We start from the raw sequence: 19,153 nt of genomic DNA on the forward strand, positions 1-19,153 counted from the left end.
TCCCCGTTGGTTGACGACGGAGAGGTGGTGCGCCAGCCGCACGTCGGAGGTGGTGCCCGTAACGCAAAAGCCGGCCTCTCGGCCGGCTTTTTCATTCATGCGTCGTGTTTACGCATCCCCGTTGGAATGCGCCCAGTCGAAATAGAGGTCGCGCGCCTTGGCGGTGATCGGGCCGGGCTGGAGGTCGCGGTCGTCGAGGCGCGTCACCGGCACAACCTTGGAATAGTTGCCCGAGGTGAAGATCTCGTCGGCGGTCTCGAAATCGGCGACCGTCAGCGTGGTCTCGACCACCTCGAAACCGGCATCCTTCAGCAGGCCGATGACGCGCATGCGGGTGATGCCCGCGAGGAAGGTGCGGTTGGCGGCCGGCGTGAACACGACGCCGTCCTTGACCATGAAGATGTTGGACGAGGCGGTCTCGGCGACATTGCCCAGCATGTCGCGCACCAGCGCATTGTCGAAGCCGCGCTTGCGGGCCTCCACCAGCATGCGGGCATTGTTCGGGTAAAGGCAGCCGGCCTTGGCATCCGTCGGCATGCACTCCACCGTCGGGCGGCGGAAGGGCGAGACGGTGATCGACGAAGCGGCCTTGGGGTCGCCCATCGACGCCTCGAACAGGCAGAGCGCGAAGCGGGTCGATTCCGCGTCCGGCGCGACGACGCTGGTGGGCGAACCATGTTCGGCCCAGTACATCGGCTTGATGTAGATCGCCGTCTTGCCGTCGAATTTTTCGACACCCTCCCAGGCGAGCGCCTCGATCTCTTCCGCCTTCATCGTCGCCTTGAGGCCGAGTGCCTCGGCAGAGCGGTTGACGCGCTGGCAATGCAGGTCGAGATCCGGCGCGATGCCATCGAACCAGCGCGCGCCGTCGAACACGGTCGAGCCAAGCCACATGGCATGCGAGGTGGGGCCGATGAGCGGCGGGTTGCCCGAAATCCATTCGCCGTCCACGAAGGTCCAGGTCGTCGTGCGTGGTGAGGTATCGACTGGCATTTTAAAACTCCTTTTCGCCCATCAAGGCCCGACCGGCCGGGCCGGTCAAGTCGCAAATGCCTTCCAACAGCCGACACCGCTTGTCCATTCAAGATGTTGAATGGGTGTATCAGGCCTAATCATGGGTCGCCCGGTTGAGGGTCCGCAGGGTGCATGCGATACAGATGCAAAGGGAGCAACAGCATGCGCGCGATGTATTACGAAGCCTTCGAAGCGACACCGGACATCCGCACACTGCCCGACCCAACCCCAACGCCGGGCGGCGTGGTGATCAAGCTGGAGGCGACGGGGCTTTGCCGCAGCGACTGGCACGGCTGGATGGGGCACGACCCCGACATTCGCCTGCCGCATGTGCCGGGGCATGAACTGGCCGGCACGGTGCTGGCCGTCGGCAAGGAAGTCCGAAGGTTCCGCGAAGGTGAGCGCGTGACGGTGCCGTTCGTCTCCGGCTGCGGCCATTGCGGCGAATGCCGCTCGGGCAACCAGCAGATCTGCGAGGAACAGTTCCAGCCGGGCTTCACCCATTGGGGTTCCTTTGCAGAGTATGTCGCGATCGACTATGCCGACCACAATCTCGTGCACCTGCCCGACGCGATCGATTCCGCGACCGCCGCCAGCCTCGGCTGCCGCTTCGCCACCTCGTTCCGCGCCGTCGTCGACCAGGCGCGGGTGACCGGCGGCGAGTGGGTCGCGGTGCATGGCTGCGGCGGGGTGGGCCTCTCGGCGATCATGATCGCCGCAGCGCTCGGCGCCAATCCGATCGCCATCGATATTTCCGCGGAAAAGCTGGATTTCGCGAAGAAGATGGGTGCGGTCGCCACCATCAATGCCCGCGCGGTCGCCGATGTGGCGGAGGCTGTGCGCGACATTACCGGCGGCGGGGCACATGCCTCGGTCGACGCGTTGGGCTCGCCGGTCACCTGCTTCAACTCGATCAAGAACCTGCGCCGGCGCGGACGGCACGTGCAGGTCGGGTTGATGCTCGCCGACCATGCGACGCCACAGATTCCGATGGCCCAGGTCATCGGCCACGAACTGGAGATCTACGGCAGCCACGGCATGCAGGCCTGGCGCTACGACGCCATGCTGGCAATGATCGAAAGCGGCAAGCTCGCCCCGCAAAAGCTGATCGGCCGCCATATCAGCCTCGACGAGGCGGTGCCGGCGCTGATGGCGATGGACAAGGCGACCGACCTCGGCATCAGCGTGATCACGCGGTTTTGAGTGTGGCGTTCAACATGCTATGTGATTGACATTGCTTGCGCGATAGCCGTCAATCCCGCTTGACAATGCCCAGGAGGAATCGCCGCTCATGTCCCACGCCGCCTATGTCTTCGACGCCTATGGCACGCTGTTCGACGTGCATGCGGCGGTGCGCCGCCATGCGGGCGATGTCGGGCCGAATTACCAGCTTTTCTCGGAAGTCTGGCGCGCCAAGCAGCTCGAATATTCGTGGACCCGCGCGCTGATGGGCGCCTATGCCGATTTCTGGCAGCTCACCGAACAGGCGCTCGACTTCACCTTCCAGCGCATCGGCGGCGTCGACCCTGCCCTGCGCCAGAAATTGCTCGACGCCTACTGGAAGCTCGACTGCTACCCCGAGGTCCCGGCGGTGCTGAAGGCGTTGAAGCAGCGGGGTGCGCATATCGCCATCCTCTCCAACGGCTCACCCGCCATGCTGGCCTCCGCCGTGAAGAATGCAGCGCTCGACACCGTCATCGACGACATTTTTTCCGTCGACGCGCTGAAGACCTACAAGACGGCGCCTGCCGTCTACGACCTCGTGACGACGAACTACCGGCTCTATCCGAACGCCGTCTCCTTCCAGTCGTCCAACCGGTGGGACATTGCGGGCGCGACAAAATTCGGCTTCCGCACCGTGTGGATCAACCGCAGCAACATGCCGGACGAATATTTCGATCTCGGCCCGGCACTCATCCTGCCCTCGCTCGACAGCCTCTGAGGAAAATCCATGGCCTGGTCTGCCGCGCAATATCTGAAATTCGAAGACGAACGCACGCGCCCTGCCCGTGACCTGCTCGCCCAGGTGCCGGCCGATCTTCCGGCCGGAACGGTCTATGACCTCGGCTGCGGCCCCGGCAACTCGACGGAGCTGCTGGTCGACCGCTTCCCCGGCCGCGGCGTCAAGGGCGTCGACAATGCCGCCGACATGCTGAAGGCCGCGCGCGAACGCCTGCCGGGCGTGGATTTCGTGGAATGCGACCTGGCAAAATGGCAGGCGCCCGAGCCGGCCGCCCTGCTCTACGCCAATGCCGTGTTCCAATGGCTGCCCGAGCACGTGGCGCTGCTCAACAAGCTGATGGACAGCCTGCGTCCCGGCGGCGTGCTCGCCGTGCAGATGCCGGACAATCTGTCCGAACCCTCGCACCTGCTGATGGAGGAAAGCGCGTTCGCCGGGCCGTGGCGCACGGCCTTCGCGGACGGCACGCCGCGCCGCAAACCGCTGCCCGCGCCGGCCGCCTATATGGACGCGCTCGGCCCGAAGGCTGCCCGCGTCGATGTCTGGCACACCGCCTACAACCACCCGATGGCCGATGCGGCGGCGATCGTCGAATGGGTGAAGAGCACGGGCCTGCGTCCCTATATCGAGCGTATCCCGGCCGAACAACGCGACGGCTTCCTCGCCGACTACGAAAGCCGCATCGCCAAGGCCTATGCGCCGATGGCCGACGGACGGCGGCTGTTGCGCTTTCCACGGCTGTTCATCGTGGCGGTGAAGGGCTGACCGCTCAGATCGTCTCGACCAGAAAGTCGATGAACGCCCTGATGCGCGCGGCCAGATGCTCGTGTCCGGCGAAGACGGCGTGCACGACCTCGATGTCGCCCGGGTTGAAGTCCTCCAGAACGGGTACGAGCGTGCCCGCCGCGATATCCGGCTCGACATGGAAGCGCCCGATGCGGCCCAGGCCGAGACCGTCCAGGCAGAGCTGGCGCAGGATCGCACCGCTGGAGACCAGCATGTTGCCGGTGATCTCATGGGCTTCGGCGGTCTGCCCGTCGCCTGCGAGAAACGGCCAGTCGTCCATGCTGCGGCGGAAGTTGAAGCGCAGGCAATTGTGCGCGGCGAGATCGGCTGGGTGCTGCGGCGTGCCGTGCCGTGCGAGATAATCCGGCGATGCGATGACGACCTCGCGGCTTTCCAGCAGCTTTCGCGCCTTCAGCGCGGAATCGCGTAGCGGCCCGGAGCGGATGGCGACGTCGGTGCGTTCGCCGACCACGTCGATGACGCCGTCCGTCAGCGTCAGGTCCAGTTCGACCTCCGGATACAGCGCCAGGAAAGCGGGCACGAGCGGCAGGATATAGCGCTCGCCGAAGCCGACCGACGCGTTGACCCGGAGCGGCCCGCGCGGCACGACGCGCGCACCCTCCGCCACGATCCGCTCCGTTTCCGCAATGTCCGACAGGATTTTTCGCGCCCGGCCGAGATAGAGCTCCCCTTCCGGCGTCAGTTCCAGCCGGCGCGTGGTGCGCACGAGAAGCCGCGCGCCGAGCCGGTCCTCGATGCGGGTGACGAGCTTGCTGACCGCCGACGGTGACAGGCGCAGCTTGCGGCCGGCGGCCGAAAAACTCTTCAGCTCCGCCGCCAGCACGAAGACCTCCATTTCACCGGCCCGGTTGTCCATGCATCACCTTTGAATTCAATTCACATATGCTTATCCACTTCGCCGGATTAACGCGCAAGTGGTCCTGCTCCATATTGCGCTCCGAACCTTCATCGCAACCCAGCCAAGCCGCCCGGATCCCAAGCCGGGAGGCCAAGGATCTGCCATGCCTCTCGCTCTCTTTGCGCTCACCGTCGCGGCCTACGCGATCGGCACCACCGAGTTCGTGATCGTCGGCCTGCTGCCGACCGTCGCGACCGACCTCAACATCACTCTGCCGCTCGCCGGCCTCATCGTCTCCGTCTATGCGCTCGGCGTCACCTTCGGCGCCCCCATCCTGACGGCGCTTACCGGCAAGCTCGGCCGCAAGCCGCTGCTCATCGGCCTGATGGCGCTGTTCATCGCCGGCAATGTGCTGGCAGCACTTGCACCAAGCTACGGCATGCTGCTCGTCGGCCGCGTGCTGTCGGCCTTCGCGCACGGCGTCTTCTTCTCCGTCGGCGCCACCATCGCCGCCGATCTCGTCGCGCCCGATCGCCGGGCCTCCGCCATCGCCATGATGTTCATGGGACTGACCGTCGCCATCGTCACCGGCGTGCCGCTCGGCACCTTCATCGGCCAGACGTTCGGCTGGCGCGCCACCTTCTGGGCCGTTGCCGGCCTCGGCCTCGTCGCCTTCGCCGCCATCGCGCTGCTGCTGCCCGCCAACCTGAAGCGGGAAAAGCCGGCAGGCCTGCTGGAACAGGTGCGCGTGCTTGGCTCCGGCCGGCTGCTCCTCGTCTTCGCCATGACGGCGCTCGGTTATGGCGGCACCTTCGTCACCTTCACCTTCCTCTCGCCGCTGCTGCAGGACATTACCGGCCTCTCCGCCAATACGGTCAGCCTCGTGCTGGTGCTCTATGGCGCGGCGATCGCCTTCGGCAACATCGTCGGCGGCAAGGTGGCGAACCGCGAACCGGTCAAGGCGCTGGCGGTGCTCTTCGCGCTGCAGGCCGCCGTGCTGGTGCTTCTCACCTTCACCGCCCCCTCGCCGGTGCTGGTGCTGGTCACGCTCGCCGCGCTCGGTTTCCTGTCCTTCGCCACCGTGCCGGGCCTCCAGCTCTACGTCGTGGACATCGCCAAGCGGCACCGTCCGGCCGGCGTGGACGTCGCCTCGGCGCTCAACATCGCCGCCTTCAATCTCGGTATCGCCGCCGGCGCCTGGATCGGCGGACTGGTCGTCGCCTCGCCGCTCGGCCTCGGATCCACGCCCTGGGTCGGTGCCATCCTGGTCGCCGGTGCGCTTGGCCTGACGCTGGTGAGCGGCACGCTCGACCGCCGCGAACGCAGTGCGCCGGACGCCGCCTGCCAGCCGGCCTGAACCCTTCGTCCGCCGGAGCGTTACTTCCCAGCTCCGGCGGTCATCCATGCAAAAGGAGACATCCGATGAAAACCATCAACGCCCATGGCGCCCACATTCCCCAGCTCGGCTTCGGCACGTTCCGCATGCCGGAAAAAGACGTGCTCGCCATCCTGCCAAAGGCGCTCGCCCAGGGCTTCAGCCATGTCGACACCGCCCAGATCTATGACAATGAGGCGGCCGTCGGCGCGGCGATCCAGGCCTCCGGTGTGGCCCGCGAAAACATCTTCCTCACCACCAAGGTGTGGGTCGCCAACTATGGCAAGCAAACCTTCGCCGCATCCGTCGAGGAGAGCCTGCGCAAGCTGAAGACCGACCATGTCGACCTCCTCCTGCTGCACTGGCCGAACGACGCGGTGCCGCTCGAGGTGCAGATCGCCCAACTCAACGCCGTGCGCGAGCGTGGCCTTACCAAGAACATCGGCGTCAGCAACTTCAGCACGGCGCTGATGGCCGAGGCGGTGCGCCTCAGCGCCGCGCCGCTCGCCACCAACCAGGTCGAATACCATCCCTATCTCGACCAGATGAAGGTGCTGGAAGCCGCCGAAACCTACGGCATGGCGCTCACCGCCTACTACGCCATGGCCGACGGCAAGGTGCCGAACGACCCGGTGCTGAAGGAGATCGGCGCCGCGCACGGCAAGTCTGCGGCGCAGGTGGCACTACGCTGGCTGATCCAGCAGCCGGACGTGGTGGCGCTGACCAAGACGGCGACGGAACAACGGCTTGCCGAAAACCTCGCCCTCTTCGACTTCGTGCTCAGTGCGGACGAGATGAAGCGCATCCACGGACTTGCCCGCCCGGACGGCCGCATCGTCAGCCCGGACGGCCTTGCCCCGGTCTGGGATCTCGCCGCCTGAACATCCGGCGGGGGCCGTGCGTTTCGCCAACCATGCCGGGGCAATCCCATGGCATGTGGGGGGCGCCTCCTGCCCCTTCTCCCCCACGGGGAGAAGGTCGCGGTAGCGGGATGAGGGGGCGGCGCGGAGGGTAACCGGCGTGCAAGCCCCCTCATCCGGCCCTTCGGGCCACCTTCTCCCCGTGGGGGAGAAGGGGAAAGCGGCGGCGGTGTGCGCCCCGCCGAACACAGCAAACGGTCCGGCCGGCTTCCCAAAAGGGTGCCGGCCGGATATGGTCGCCGCGCCGCCGAAGATGCGGCAGGGAGCCTCTCATGCAGTCCTCGTCGTCAACCGTGCTTTCGCCGGACTGGCCGGCCATTGCCGCCGTGGTTCTTGGCGCGACCGCCTTTTCGGTGGCGCAGGGTCTGACCTATCCGCTGGTCTCGCTGACGCTGGAGGCGCGTGGTTTCTCCTCCTCGATGATCGGTGTGAACGCGATTGCCTATGCCGGCGGCATGGGCGCCTCGACGCTGCTTGTCGGCGCGCTCACCAAGCGCTGGCGCCCGGACCGGCTGATCATCTTCAGCCTCGTCATCTGCTCGCTCTGCCTGGCCACCTTCGCCGCCTCGTCGTCCTTCGCCATCTGGGGCGCGGCGCGCTTCCTGCTCGGCTTCTTTGCCAGCATGATCTTCATGCTCGGCGAAGCCTGGCTGAACGCCGCCTGCCCGGACCGGCTGCGCGGCCGCGTCTCCGGCCTCTACGGCATGGGTATCTGTGCGGGCTTTGCCGCCGGGCCGCTCGCCATTCCGCTGTTCGGCAGCGCCGGCGGGCTGGGCTTTGCGCTGACGGCCGTGTATCTCGCCATCGTCGCCTTCGCGACGGCCATGCTGATGTTCTCGACCAAGACGGTGCCCGAGCCGTCCACGGCGGGCGATGTCTTCCGCTTCTTCAAGGCGGCGCCCATCCTGGTCGGCATGGTCTTCGTCTTCGGCTTCGCCGACATTGCCGCGATTTCCGCCATGCCGGTCTATTTCGTGAAGATGGGCTACAGCGAAGCCTTTGCCGCCATCAGCGTGACGGTGCTCGCCTTGCCGACGGCGCTCGCCCAGCCGTTCATCGGCGTGCTGCTCGACAAGCTGCCGCGTGAGCGCGTGGCGCTCGCCGCTGTCGGCGTTGCTGCCGTGAGCTATCTGATCCTGCCGTCGATGACATCGGAAATCGCGATCCTGGGCATCTTCGCCCTGATGGGCACAGCCGTGTTCTCGCTTTATACCTGCGCGCTCACCATGCTCGGCGAGCGCTATAGCGGGGCCATGCTGGTCGCGGGGTCGGCCGCCTTCGCCCTTGTCTATGCGGCGGGCAGCGCCACCGGTTCGGGCCTGACCGGCGCCATCATGGAAGCCGGCGGTCCGAAGGCCGGGCCGCTCTCGGTCGGCCTTGGCCTTGCCGCTTTCACCGCCGTGCTGGTGTTTGCACGGCGGCGATAGTCTTCAAGGCAATATCAGACGAACTGGCTGAGGCCCGGCACGGAGGCGACGACTTCGTCGACCACGTCGGCACCCGCATGTTCGCGAGCGACCGCCATGGTTTCCTTGGCGAGGCCGGTGATTTCGCCCATGCCAAGGCCCTGGCTCATCAGCTGCTGGCCGAGACCCATGACGCCGCCGCCGCCGATGGCGCTCATCAGGCCGCCCAGCAGACCGCCGCCGCCCTGGCCTTCGCCATTGTACTGGGCAACCAACTCGGAGGCGCCGGGAATGGCTTCGATCATGCGGGCGACGGGGCCGTCAGCGGCTTCGCGCTGCAGGAAGCCGAGCATCATGCCGATAGCCTTTTCAGCGAGAGCCGGTTCGATGCCGACGGCATCGGCAACGCGGGTGACGAGATCGTTCATGGAAAATCCTCCGAAGGAATTGACGTTGACGTCAAGGTAATTGAATTCACCGACAAACTCAAGCCGGCTTAGCGCGTCTTCGACAGCCGGGCCGCAGCCCTTGAAAGCGTGTTGTTCCCGTGCCGGACTATCCTTATAACCTGCCTGAGACGATTCAATGAAAACCGTCGGGACGCGGCGATCCGCCCGCCCGGCGCGAATCGGACGAGGAACCGGCAGTCAGGGAGTTGCAACGTGGCGGATTCCATTCTTCAGGACGGAAAGCTCTATATCGGCACCAGCCGCAAGCCGGACGATACCAACAACAAGCCGGAATATCTCGACTTGAAGTTCGGCAACCGCCACGGCCTCGTGACGGGTGCCACCGGTACCGGCAAGACGGTAACGCTGCAGATCCTTGCCGAAGGATTTTCGAATGCCGGCGTGCCGGTGTTCTGCGCCGACGTGAAGGGCGACCTGTCCGGCATCGGCGCAATGGGCGAGCCGAAAGACTTTCTCCAGAAGCGCGCCGACCAGATCGGCCTCACCCCTTACGAGTTCCAGGAATTCCCGGTCATCTTCTGGGATCTCTACGGCGAGAAGGGCCATCGCGTCCGCACCACCATCTCCGAGATGGGGCCGCTGCTGCTGTCGCGCCTGATGAACGCCACCGACGCGCAGGAAGGCGTCATCAACATCGCCTTCAAGATCGCCGACCAGGGCGGCCTGCCGCTGCTCGACCTGAAGGATTTCCAGGCGCTGCTCAACTATATGGGCGAGAATGCCTCAACGCTGTCCAACCAGTTCGGCTTCATCTCCAAGGCTTCCGTCGGCTCGATCCAGCGTGAACTGCTGATCCTCGAACAGCAGGGCGCCGAACAGTTTTTTGGCGAGCCGGCATTGAAAATCTCCGACATCATGCGCACCACCAATGACGGGCGCGGCGCGATCTCGGTTCTGGCGGCCGACAAGCTGATGATGAACCCGCGCCTCTACGGCACCTTCCTGCTGTGGATGCTTTCCGAACTGTTCGAAGTGCTGCCGGAAGTCGGCGATCCGGAAAAGCCGAAGCTCGTCTTCTTCTTCGACGAAGCGCACCTGCTGTTCAATGACGCGCCGAAGGTGCTGCTCGAGCGCGTCGAGCAGGTCGTGCGCCTCATCCGCTCCAAGGGTGTGGGCGTCTATTTCGTCACGCAGAACCCGCTCGACGTGCCGGAGACGGTGCTCGCCCAGCTCGGCAACCGCGTGCAGCATGCGCTGCGCGCCTATACGCCGCGCGAGCAGAAGGCGGTGAAGACGGCGGCCGACACGTTCCGCCCGAACCCGGATTTCGACTGCGCCACCGTCATCACCAATCTCGGCACGGGGGAAGCGCTGATCTCGACGCTGGAAGGCAAGGGTGCGCCCTCGATGGTGGAGCGCACGCTGGTTCGCCCGCCGGCCTCCCGCCTCGGCCCGGTCACGGAAGCCGAACGCCGGGACATCATGAAGGTCAGCCCCGTCGCCGGGCTTTATGACGAGGATTTCGACCGCGAATCCGCCTACGAAATTCTCATGGCGCGCGCCAAGAAGGCGGCCGATTCGGCAGCCGCGCAGGAACAGGCGGAAGCGGAGACTGCGGAAAAACCCGCCGGCGGCAGCCGCTGGACCTTGCCCGGCTTCGGCGACGAGGAACCGGCCGCCCCACAGGCGCCCAAGCAGCCCAAGGCCCGCTCCGGCTACCAACGCGAGACGGTGGCGGAAGCCGCCATGAAGTCCGTCGCCCGCACCGTCGCCTCCTCGCTCGGCCGCGCGCTGGTGCGCGGCATTCTCGGCAGCCTGCGTCGCTGACGCGGGCTGGCCCGGAAACCGTCATCTGCCGACGGCACAATGGATCCTCGGGTCAAGCCCGAGGATGACGAAAGAAGTGGGGTGAGAAACCGCTCGAGACGACGCCCCCTGCCGCGCCGCTGAATTGATCCACACCATGCCCTCCCCTCCGTCATCCTCGGGCTCGACCCGAGGATCCACGCCGCACGGCATGACCAAAACGGCAAAAGACCCGGATGCAGGGACATCCGGGTCTTTGGGGAGGTCAGCGACGATGCGGCTTACTTGCAGACCTTGATCCGCTTGATGACGACATTGCCGTAGTAGTCGTAGCTCTTGATCTTCTTGATGAAGCAATAGGGCTGGTAGTCGTAGCTGTAATAGCCGGCCTGCGAGGGGGCGGCGAAGGAAACCGCGGCAACGAGGGCAACGGTGGCGGAAACGATGAACTTGCGCATGGGGTCTCTCCTGATCTCTGGTTGGGGATGAGCCTCTCTCATCCGGTGATCAGACTGTCCCACATCGCCCCGCCCCGCGCTGTTCCGCGCGGAACAGGCGCGCAACCGACTGCAAACCCGTGCCGCCACACCGGATGCGTGACTTCTGTTGCGCGTACTCAACCATAATTAGATATTTCTAATTTTAATAAGTACTAAATCAAATTGCAGCACTGTTTGGGCCATCATCCAGGCGTCAGAACAGCAGGGCTTGCCATGAAAATTTCGACGAAACTCGGTGCGGTGACGCTTATCCTGACGCTGCTTCTCTGCGGCGCCATTTCCTCCACATATCTGGTCCTCAACGCCATGTCGGCCTCGATGAGCACCATCGTCGTCGACCGGCTGGTTCCGGCGGCAAGCCTCAAGAAGGTCGGCGACCTCTACGCCGTCAACATCGTCGATACGGCACACAAGGTGCGTAGCGGCGCGCTCTCCTGGGAAGACGGCCACAGGCTGAACACCGAAGCGGTGGCGGCCATCCAAAAACTCTGGGACGCCTATGCCGCGACCAGCCTGACCGACGAGGAACGCGCGCTTTCCAGGCAGATGACCGCCGAGATGCAGACGCAGGCCGGCAGCATCAACGACCTGCTCGCCATCATGCAGGCGAAGGACAAGGCAGCGCTCGATACCTATGTCGAAACAAGGCTCTACCCGACGATCGACCCGATCGGCACCTATGTGGCGGCCCTGATCGATCTGCAGATCCGCGTCGGCCAGGAGGAATTCGCCGCCGCAGAGGCGCACGAACATGATTATCACATCCTGCTTGCCGTTTTCGGCGCCGTCGCGCTCACCCTCGCCAGCCTTTCCTTCTGGATCATTTTCGCCGGCGTCTCGCGCCCGCTGAACGCGATCACGGCTGTGATGCAACGGTTGGCGAGCGGCGTGACCGATCTTTCCGTGCCGTTTCGCGCCCGCAAGGACGAGATCGGCAGCATTGCCGGCGCCGTCGAGATCTTCCGCCAGGCGGCGATCGACAAGCGCACGCTGGAGCAGGACGCGGAAGCCGCACGCCTGCAGGCCGAAGCCGACCGTGTCCGTTTGCAGGAGGAGGCCGAAGCGGCGGCCCAGCAGCGTTTGCAACAGGCCACATCGGGCCTCGCCGCCGGCCTGCGCCGCCTTTCGTCCGGCGATCTCAACTTCGAGCTCAACGAACCCTTCGCGCCGGATTTCGAGCAGTTGCGCAACGACCTCAACTCGGCGGTCAACCAGCTCGGCGAGACATTGCGCGCCGTCGCGCAATCGGTCGACGAGATGGATACGGGCACGCGGGAAATCAGCACCGGCGCGGATGCGCTCTCCAAGCGCACCGAGCAGCAGGCCGCCTCACTGGAGGAAACCGCCGCCGCACTCGACGAAATCACCGCCAACGTGACGAACTCGACGCGCCGGGCCGAGGAAGCCCGCGCGGTGGCGGCCGAGGCCAATGGCTCCACGGTGCATTCCGGCACGGTCGTCGCCAATGCCGTCAACGCCATGCAGCGCATCGAGCAATCGTCGAGCCAGATTTCCAGCATCATCGGCGTGATCGACGAGATCGCCTTCCAGACCAACCTTCTGGCGCTGAATGCCGGCGTCGAGGCCGCCCGCGCCGGTGAGGCGGGCAAGGGCTTTGCCGTCGTGGCGCAGGAGGTGCGTGAACTGGCCCAGCGCTCGGCCCAGGCGGCGCGCGAGATCAAGGAATTGATCCGCAACTCGGAGGCGGAGGTGCGCAACGGCGTGAAGCTGGTCAGCGACACCGGCACGGCGCTGCAAGCGATCGGCGGCCATGTCGCGACGATCAACCAGCACATGGAGGCGATCGCCGTATCCGCCCGCGAACAGTCCGTCGGGCTCTCGGAGATCAACACCGCCGTTAACCAGATGGACCAGACGACCCAGCAAAATGCCGCCATGGTGGAAGAAACCAACGCCGCCTCCGCCACCCTGGTATCGCAGGCCAACCGGTTGCGCACGCTGATCGACCGCTTCACGCTCGGCCAGCCCGCCCGCGCGGCGCAGCCGGCACCACAGCGCATCGCGCAAGCCCGCCCCCGCTTTGCCGGCAACACGGCGCTGAAGACGGACAACTGGGAGGAGTTCTGAACCTCCTCGCAGCAGGCGGACGAGGCCTCCTCATCCACTTTCTGGCCAACAGACCTGATGCAAAAAGGCCGCCCGGAATGGTTCCGGGCGGCCTTTTCGTGTGCGTTAAGCGAAGCGATCAGACGACGGTCGTCTTGACGTCGAGGTTGCCGCGCGTGGCGTTGCTGTAGGGGCAGACGACGTGCGCCTTCTTGGCGAGGTCTTCGACCACGGCCTTGTCGACGCCGGGCACGGAGATTTCCAGCGCGGCTTCGAGGCCGAAACCACCGCCATCCTCACGCGGGCCGATGCCGACCGTTGCGGTGACCTTGGCGTCGTCCGGGATCTTCACCTTTTCCTTGCCGGCGACGAACTTCAGCGCGCCGAGGAAGCAGGCGGAATAACCGACCGCGAAAAGCTTTTCCGGGTTGGCACCGGTTGCGCCGTCGCCGCCGAGTTCCTTCGGAACGGTCAGCGTGACGTCGACGGTGCCGTCTTCGGTGGCGCCATGGCCGGCGCGGCCGCCGGTGGAGGATGCTTTGGTTCTGTAGAGAATGGGCATGGGATGGTTCCTTCCTGGCTGTCGTCGTTGATGATGGAAACTAAGTAGCGTAAAATTAGATTGCGCGCAATATGATTTTGCAAATTGCAATTTTTTCTTTTTCTGCGACAATGCCAGCATGATCGACAAAAGTGACGAAGCCGAGACAGGGGATATTCCACAGGGCATGCTGGCGCTCGGCCAGCAGCTCTGCTTCGCCGTCTATGCGGCGGCGCATGCGCTGAACCGCGCCTACAAGCCCCTGCTCGACCCCTATGGCCTGACCTATCCGCAATATATCGCGCTGATGACGCTTTGGGAGGAGGACGGGCGAACGGTGAAGGCGCTCGGGGAAAAACTCGGGCTCGATTCCGGCACACTCTCCCCTCTCCTCAAGCGCCTCGAGGCGGCCGGCTTCATCCTGCGCGCCCGCGACAAGAACGACGAGCGGCAGGTGCTCATCACGCTCACCGACAAGGGTCGCGCGATGAAACAGGACGCGGTGGCCATCCGCATGGCGATCGGCAAGGCGACGGGCTGTTCGATCGACGCGCTGCAAGCGCTGACCACCGACCTCCACATGCTGACCGAGCAGCTCGAAGCCGACCAGGCACGCGACGACGCCGCCTGAAGCGGCGGATTTTACGGTAAGCTTCCCTTACGAGACCTGTTCGTGATTCAACCTTCGCGCTAAGGTGCGCCCGGCGGAACGGAACCGCCAAGGGGGCACGATTGACACTGCACTGGTCCTGGCAAAAGGCGAACGTCGCGGCGAGCCTTTGGTGCATCGCCGTGGGCGTCGCCATGATGGCGCTCTGGCTTTCGCAACCCGTCGATCTGGCGGAGCGGCATCCGTTCCTGTTCGGCATGAAGTTCAATGCCGCACTCGCCTTTACCGTCATCGGCGCGGCACTCCTGCTTGCCACGCGCGGTTTCCAACACCTGCCGGTACTGATGATGGCGCCGGTCTTCGTCTACGGTGTGCTCGCGCTCAGCCAGCACCTGTTAGGCATCGACGCCGGCATCGACACGCTGCTCCACACGCCCTTCGTCGATATAGGCACCAGCCTGCCGGGACGCATCGCCCCCAACACCGCGCTCTGTTTCATGCTGATGAGCCTCGCCGTCGGGCTGCGCGCCGCGCAGATGAAGAGCAGCGTCGTGCAGGTGGCGCTCGGCTTTGCCACCTTCATCATCGCCGCCGCCGCCCTCATCGGCTATGCGATCGCGCTGGATTTCGCCCATGACTGGATCCGCTTCACGCGCATGTCGTTCCAGAGCGCGAGCTGCTTCGTGGCGCTCAGCATCGCCATCGTCTTCGTCGGCACGGAACAGACCGGTTATCATCGCCTGACGCTCGCCGCGGTGCTGGGCCTGCTGACCTACCTGATCCTGCTCGCGATGAGCTACTATGAGCTGGCGCGCTACGAGGCCGCCTTCGGCATCAGCTTCTCAACCAACAGCAATGACCCGCGGTCCACGCTGTCGTCGCTCGTGCTGATCTCCGGCACGCTCTATGGCGCGCTGATCGTCCATCTCTACGTCTCCTCCCGCCGTGCCCGCCGCATGGCGGCGGACCTCGCGGAAAGCCGCGGCCAGCTCGGCGCGATCATCGACAATGCCGTGGACGGCATCATCACCATCGACGAGCGCGGCACCATCCTTTCGGTCAACCCCGCCTGCATGCGCATCTTCGGCTATACGCCGGAGGAAATGACCGGCCGCAACATCAAGATGCTGATGCCGGAGCCCTATCACAGCGCCCATGACGGCTATCTCAGCAATTACCACCGCACCGGCGAGGCGAAGGTCATCGGCATCGGCCGCGAGGCGGAAGGGCGGCGCAAGGACGGCTCGATCTTTGCGCTCGACCTCGCCATCGCGAGGCTCGAGCTTGCCGGCGGCATCATCTATAGCGGCATCGTGCGCGACATTTCCGAGCGCAAGGCGAACGAACAGGCGCTGATCGAGGCCAATGCGGAACTTGAGGAATTCGCCTACCGCACCTCGCACGACCTGCGCTCGCCGATCGCCTCGTCCATGGGTCTGCTGACGATCTCGCGCGACATGCTGGAGGACGGCGAACTCACCGCGCTCGGCCAGACTCTGCAGCGCATGGAGAAGAATTTCAGCCGGCTCGACCACCTGATCCAGAACATCATCACCATCACGCGCAACCGGCTGATGGACGAGGACGACCAGGCCATCGCCCTGCATGCGCTGGTCTCCGATGCGATCGAGGCGCTGTCGCATCTCGAGGATTTCAAGCGCATTCGCATCGAAAATCACGTGCCGAAAGAATTGACAATCGTCAGCAAGCCGTCGAAATTCCAGGTCATCGTCGGCAACATGCTGTCCAACGCGGTCAAGTATCATGATCCGAAGGAAGCCGCGCCGGCGATCGATGTCCGTGCCTTCCGCTATGCCGGCAGGATGCGGCTGTCGGTGGAAGACAACGGCCTGGGCGTTCCGCCCGCAAGCCGCCATTTGTTGTTCAAGATGTTCAAACGGCTGCACCCGAACCGATCCTTCGGCAGCGGGCTCGGCCTCTACATATTGAGAAAAAGCGTGGAGGCCCTCGGCGGCACCGCACTTTATGAAGCAAGAGATAAGGGCAGCCGGTTCATCATCGAACTGCCCGATGGGGAATTGCCATGAAGATCCATTCGATCCTGATCGTCGACGACGACGAGAACGATCAGTTCATCTGCGAATACACGATCCGCAAATTCGACGCGTCGATCCGCGTCATCAAGGCGTTCGACGGTGCCGAGGCGCTCGACATCCTGCATCGCGAGACGCCGGATGCCATCATCCTCGACATCAACATGCCTGTCATGAACGGGTTCGAGTTCCTCGACCGCTATGCCGAGGAATTCGAGGTGCATGCCCCGGTCGTCGCGATGCTCACGAGTTCCCATCTCGGCAAGGACCGCGAGCGGGCCATGCAGTACAGCTTCGTCAAGAGCTATTTCGAAAAGCCGCTGCAGGCCGACCACCTGCGCACCATGGCGGACCTACTCGGCGCATAGGACCCCGGTCAGATGACCAGGATCGGCGCTTTGCCCTTCACGCGGTCATAGAGATCCATGACGTCCTGGTTGAGCATGCGCACGCAACCGGAGGAGACGGCCTTGCCGATCGACTTCCATTCCGGCGAGCCGTGCAGGCGGTAAAGCGTGTCCTGGCCGTTCTGGAAGATGTACAGCGCGCGCGCGCCGAGCGGGTTGTTGAGGCCGCCCGGCATGCCGCCATTGGCGGCGGAATATTTCACCAGTTCCGGCTGGCGCGCGACCATCTCGTTCGGCGGCGTCCATTTCGGCCAGGCCTGTTTCCACTGGATGACACCACGGCCCGACCAGGCAAAACCCTGCCGGCCGATGCCCACGCCATAACGCATGGCGGTGCCGTTCGGCTGGATGAGATAAAGGAAGCGGTTGCCGGTATCGACGATGATCGTGCCCGGCTGCTCGGCGAACGGGCTCTCGACCTCCTGCCGATAGTAGCGCGCATCGATCTGCTGGTAGGGGATGGCGGGCACCTGGTAGCCGCCGTCGTAAACCTGGCCGTAGATCGAGGCGTAGCGCGACGAATCCGGCAGCAGGCCGGACGGCGGTGTCTGGCCATAGATGCTGATGGGGCCGCGCCCATCAATATATTCCGGCCGGCCTTCCAGCGCAGGATTGCGGAAATAGGGGCGCGTCTCCTCGCGGAAACGGTCGGTGTTCATCGAGGAGGTGCAGCCGGCAAGGCCGCTCGCCATGGCGAGCCCGGAAAACTGCAGGAAGCGGCGGCGGGAAAGCGCGGTATCGGTCATGGGGTGCGTCGAGATCCGTTGGGCGGAAGCCTAGAATGGGGCGAGAGACTGAATCACTAACTAACGAAAGGCCAGTTAGGTCCATAACCCTGCCCCAATTGTGGCAATTGCGGCTGACCCCAGGCTTGCGCGCCACAATTTCCAAAACGCTGTCGCCGATGCGCCACTCTACCAAAGTGGCGCTTTACGCTGTATCCCGGATGGATAGAAATGCCGGAAAACGGAGTACGCGACGGGATGGACGCGAGCATTTTGAAAGACGCCGGCTTTGCGCCCGTCGACGAAGCGGGCTGGCGCAAGCTGGCGGAGAAGGCGCTGAAAGGGGCGGACTTCGACGCGACGCTCGTCTCCCGCAGCGATGACGGCCTGGAAATCCGGCCGATCTACACGCGCCGCGACGGGGCTGTCCCGCTTGCCCACAGCCACGCTGCCACGCCGCATGCCGGCGACGCCTGGACCGTCAACCAGCGCCGTGACGACGCGGACCTTGCCCGCGCCCGCGCCCAGATGGCGGACGATCTGGAAAATGGCGCGACGGGCATCGCGCTGACCTTCCGCGGCAGTGCGGCCGCGCACGGTGCCGGCATCATGGCCGGCGACGAAACCGCCTTCCGCAAGACCGCCGCGTCGTGCGCCGCAGCGCCCTTCTCCCTTCGCCTGGAAGCCGGCTTCGCCGACCGGGTGCTGGCGACGACGCTTGCCCGCGCACTCGCTGAGGCTGGCGCGGAGAAGGCGCCGGTGCATTTCGGGCTTGATCCCTTCACCTCTGCCCTCGCTGGCGCTTACAGTGAAACAAGAGAGTCCGTCGCGCTCGCCAAAACCTTGATCGGCTTCGGTTTTTCCGGAACGGTGTTGAATGCGGACGGGCGGCTGGCCCACAATGCCGGGGCCGGCGAAGCGCTGGAACTTGCCGTGGTCGCCGCCGCACTTGCGGAAAACCTCCGCCTGTTCGACGCCGCCGGCATGGCGCCGGAGGCGGTTTTCGCCATGACGTCGCTGTCGCTTGCCGCCGATCAGGACCAGTTCCTCACCATCGCGAAATGCCGGGCCGCGCGGCTGATCCATGCGAAGATGCAGGCGGCGTGCGGCATCTCGGAGCCGAAACCGGCGCACCTGCACGTCGAGACGAGCTGGCGCATGCTGACGAAACGCGACCCGGAAACCAACATCCTGCGCAACACCATCGCCGTCTTTTCCGCCGGCACCGCCGGCGCCGACGAGATCACCGTGCTGCCGCACACGCTGGCGCTCGGCCTGCCGGATCCCCTCGCCCGCCGCATCGCCCGCAACACACAGATCGTGCTGATCACCGAAAGCAACCTCGCCCATGTCGCCGACCCCGCCGCCGGTGCCGGCGGCATCGAGGCGCTGACGGAGGCGCTGGCGGAAAAGGCCTGGGAGATTTTTGCCGGCATCGAGAAGACGGGCGGGCTTTCGGCCGCCATCGCCTCGGGTGACATCAAGGCCATGGTGGAGGCGGCCCGCGCCGCTCGCACGCGGAAGCCGATCGTCGGCACGACGCTGTTTCCGCTGAAGACCGAACGGCCGCTGACAGTGCTCGGGCCGCTTGCCGAGGCGGCGGCGCCTGGCGGGCTTCGTGCGGTTTTGCTTGCTGATCTGGCGGAGGTGGTATGATGGGAATGGTTCACCATCGTGGGCACTTCGGGCGTGGATGCCACCGTCTCACGCGGC

General features: G+C 65.0%; 18 protein-coding genes. 12 read left to right on the top strand and 6 right to left on the bottom strand.

Going from position 1 to position 19,153, the window contains the following annotated elements; all coding sequences use genetic code 11:
* Nucleotides 1-108 precede the first annotated feature (108 nt).
* Complete coding sequence (locus GR138_RS22125; protein ID WP_160861443.1) at nt 109-993, bottom strand: branched-chain amino acid aminotransferase; 885 nt, start codon at nt 991-993, stop codon at nt 109-111.
* Nucleotides 994-1,176: 183 nt separating this feature from the next.
* Here GR138_RS22125 and GR138_RS22130 point away from each other — a divergent pair, with 183 nt between their 5' ends.
* The 3 genes from GR138_RS22130 to tam all read left to right on the top strand — a co-directional run bounded on the left by GR138_RS22130 (nt 1,177) and on the right by tam (nt 3,739).
* Complete coding sequence (locus GR138_RS22130) at nt 1,177-2,217, top strand: zinc-dependent alcohol dehydrogenase family protein (RefSeq protein ID WP_160861444.1); 1,041 nt, start codon at nt 1,177-1,179, stop codon at nt 2,215-2,217.
* A gap of 88 nt (nt 2,218-2,305) precedes the next feature.
* Nucleotides 2,306-2,956 carry a haloacid dehalogenase type II gene (locus GR138_RS22135; RefSeq protein ID WP_069059459.1) on the top strand — a complete coding sequence of 217 codons (651 nt, stop codon included), beginning with the start codon at nt 2,306-2,308 and terminating at the stop codon, nt 2,954-2,956.
* A 9-nt stretch (nt 2,957-2,965) separates the two neighbouring features.
* Nucleotides 2,966-3,739 (top strand): trans-aconitate 2-methyltransferase, encoded by a 774-nt coding sequence (tam, locus tag GR138_RS22140; RefSeq protein ID WP_160861445.1) that lies wholly within the window; start codon nt 2,966-2,968, stop codon nt 3,737-3,739.
* A 4-nt stretch (nt 3,740-3,743) separates the two neighbouring features.
* On the opposite strand, the gene GR138_RS22145 is transcribed toward tam, so the two are convergent.
* Entirely contained in the window at nt 3,744-4,637 is an 894-nt protein-coding gene (locus GR138_RS22145; RefSeq protein ID WP_160861446.1) for a LysR family transcriptional regulator, read from the bottom strand.
* 145 nt (nt 4,638-4,782) lie between these two features.
* Here GR138_RS22145 and GR138_RS22150 point away from each other — a divergent pair, with 145 nt between their 5' ends.
* The 3 genes from GR138_RS22150 (at nt 4,783) to GR138_RS22160 (ending at nt 8,341) form a co-directional block, all read left to right on the top strand.
* Nucleotides 4,783-5,976, top strand: a complete 1,194-nt coding sequence (locus tag GR138_RS22150; protein ID WP_160861447.1) for an MFS transporter — start codon at nt 4,783-4,785, stop codon at nt 5,974-5,976.
* Between the two features lie 65 nt (nt 5,977-6,041).
* Complete coding sequence (locus GR138_RS22155) at nt 6,042-6,875, top strand: aldo/keto reductase (RefSeq protein ID WP_160861448.1); 834 nt, start codon at nt 6,042-6,044, stop codon at nt 6,873-6,875.
* A gap of 311 nt (nt 6,876-7,186) precedes the next feature.
* On the top strand, nt 7,187-8,341 hold the full coding sequence (locus tag GR138_RS22160) for an MFS transporter (RefSeq protein ID WP_160861449.1): 1,155 nt from the start codon (nt 7,187-7,189) through the stop codon (nt 8,339-8,341).
* A gap of 14 nt (nt 8,342-8,355) precedes the next feature.
* Here GR138_RS22160 and GR138_RS22165 read toward each other — a convergent pair whose 3' ends face one another.
* Entirely contained in the window at nt 8,356-8,748 is a 393-nt protein-coding gene (locus GR138_RS22165) for a hypothetical protein (protein ID WP_069061469.1), read from the bottom strand.
* A gap of 246 nt (nt 8,749-8,994) precedes the next feature.
* Here GR138_RS22165 and GR138_RS22170 point away from each other — a divergent pair, with 246 nt between their 5' ends.
* Entirely contained in the window at nt 8,995-10,557 is a 1,563-nt protein-coding gene (locus GR138_RS22170; protein ID WP_160861723.1) for a helicase HerA-like domain-containing protein, read from the top strand.
* Nucleotides 10,558-10,817: 260 nt separating this feature from the next.
* On the opposite strand, the gene GR138_RS22175 is transcribed toward GR138_RS22170, so the two are convergent.
* The gene (locus tag GR138_RS22175; RefSeq protein WP_160861450.1) at nt 10,818-10,994 is read right to left on the bottom strand and encodes a hypothetical protein; all 177 of its coding nucleotides are present in this window, start codon (nt 10,992-10,994) and stop codon (nt 10,818-10,820) included.
* A 255-nt stretch (nt 10,995-11,249) separates the two neighbouring features.
* Between GR138_RS22175 and GR138_RS22180 the strand changes: the two genes are divergently transcribed.
* Entirely contained in the window at nt 11,250-13,124 is a 1,875-nt protein-coding gene (locus GR138_RS22180) for a HAMP domain-containing methyl-accepting chemotaxis protein (RefSeq protein WP_160861451.1), read from the top strand.
* A 118-nt stretch (nt 13,125-13,242) separates the two neighbouring features.
* On the opposite strand, the gene GR138_RS22185 is transcribed toward GR138_RS22180, so the two are convergent.
* Entirely contained in the window at nt 13,243-13,665 is a 423-nt protein-coding gene (locus GR138_RS22185; RefSeq protein ID WP_160861452.1) for an organic hydroperoxide resistance protein, read from the bottom strand.
* Nucleotides 13,666-13,783: 118 nt separating this feature from the next.
* Between GR138_RS22185 and GR138_RS22190 the strand changes: the two genes are divergently transcribed.
* The 3 genes from GR138_RS22190 (at nt 13,784) to GR138_RS22200 (ending at nt 16,676) form a co-directional block, all read left to right on the top strand.
* Nucleotides 13,784-14,275: a MarR family winged helix-turn-helix transcriptional regulator gene (locus tag GR138_RS22190; protein WP_160861453.1), complete on the top strand. Its 492-nt coding sequence runs from the start codon at nt 13,784-13,786 to the stop codon at nt 14,273-14,275.
* Nucleotides 14,276-14,376: 101 nt separating this feature from the next.
* Nucleotides 14,377-16,302, top strand: coding sequence for a sensor histidine kinase (locus GR138_RS22195; RefSeq protein WP_160861454.1), 1,926 nt, complete (start codon nt 14,377-14,379; stop codon nt 16,300-16,302).
* Nucleotides 16,299-16,676, top strand: a complete 378-nt coding sequence (locus GR138_RS22200) for a response regulator (RefSeq protein ID WP_160861455.1) — start codon at nt 16,299-16,301, stop codon at nt 16,674-16,676. Before GR138_RS22195 ends, GR138_RS22200 begins: the two co-directional genes overlap by 4 nt.
* 8 nt (nt 16,677-16,684) lie before the next feature.
* Here GR138_RS22200 and GR138_RS22205 read toward each other — a convergent pair whose 3' ends face one another.
* The gene (locus GR138_RS22205) at nt 16,685-17,461 is read right to left on the bottom strand and encodes a L,D-transpeptidase (protein ID WP_202402777.1); all 777 of its coding nucleotides are present in this window, start codon (nt 17,459-17,461) and stop codon (nt 16,685-16,687) included.
* Nucleotides 17,462-17,698: 237 nt separating this feature from the next.
* Here GR138_RS22205 and GR138_RS22210 point away from each other — a divergent pair, with 237 nt between their 5' ends.
* Nucleotides 17,699-19,096: a methylmalonyl-CoA mutase family protein gene (locus GR138_RS22210; RefSeq protein ID WP_160861456.1), complete on the top strand. Its 1,398-nt coding sequence runs from the start codon at nt 17,699-17,701 to the stop codon at nt 19,094-19,096.
* Nucleotides 19,097-19,153: the final 57 nt, after the last annotated feature.

The organism is Shinella kummerowiae (assembly GCF_009827055.1).
GTDB lineage: Bacteria > Pseudomonadota > Alphaproteobacteria > Rhizobiales > Rhizobiaceae > Shinella > Shinella kummerowiae.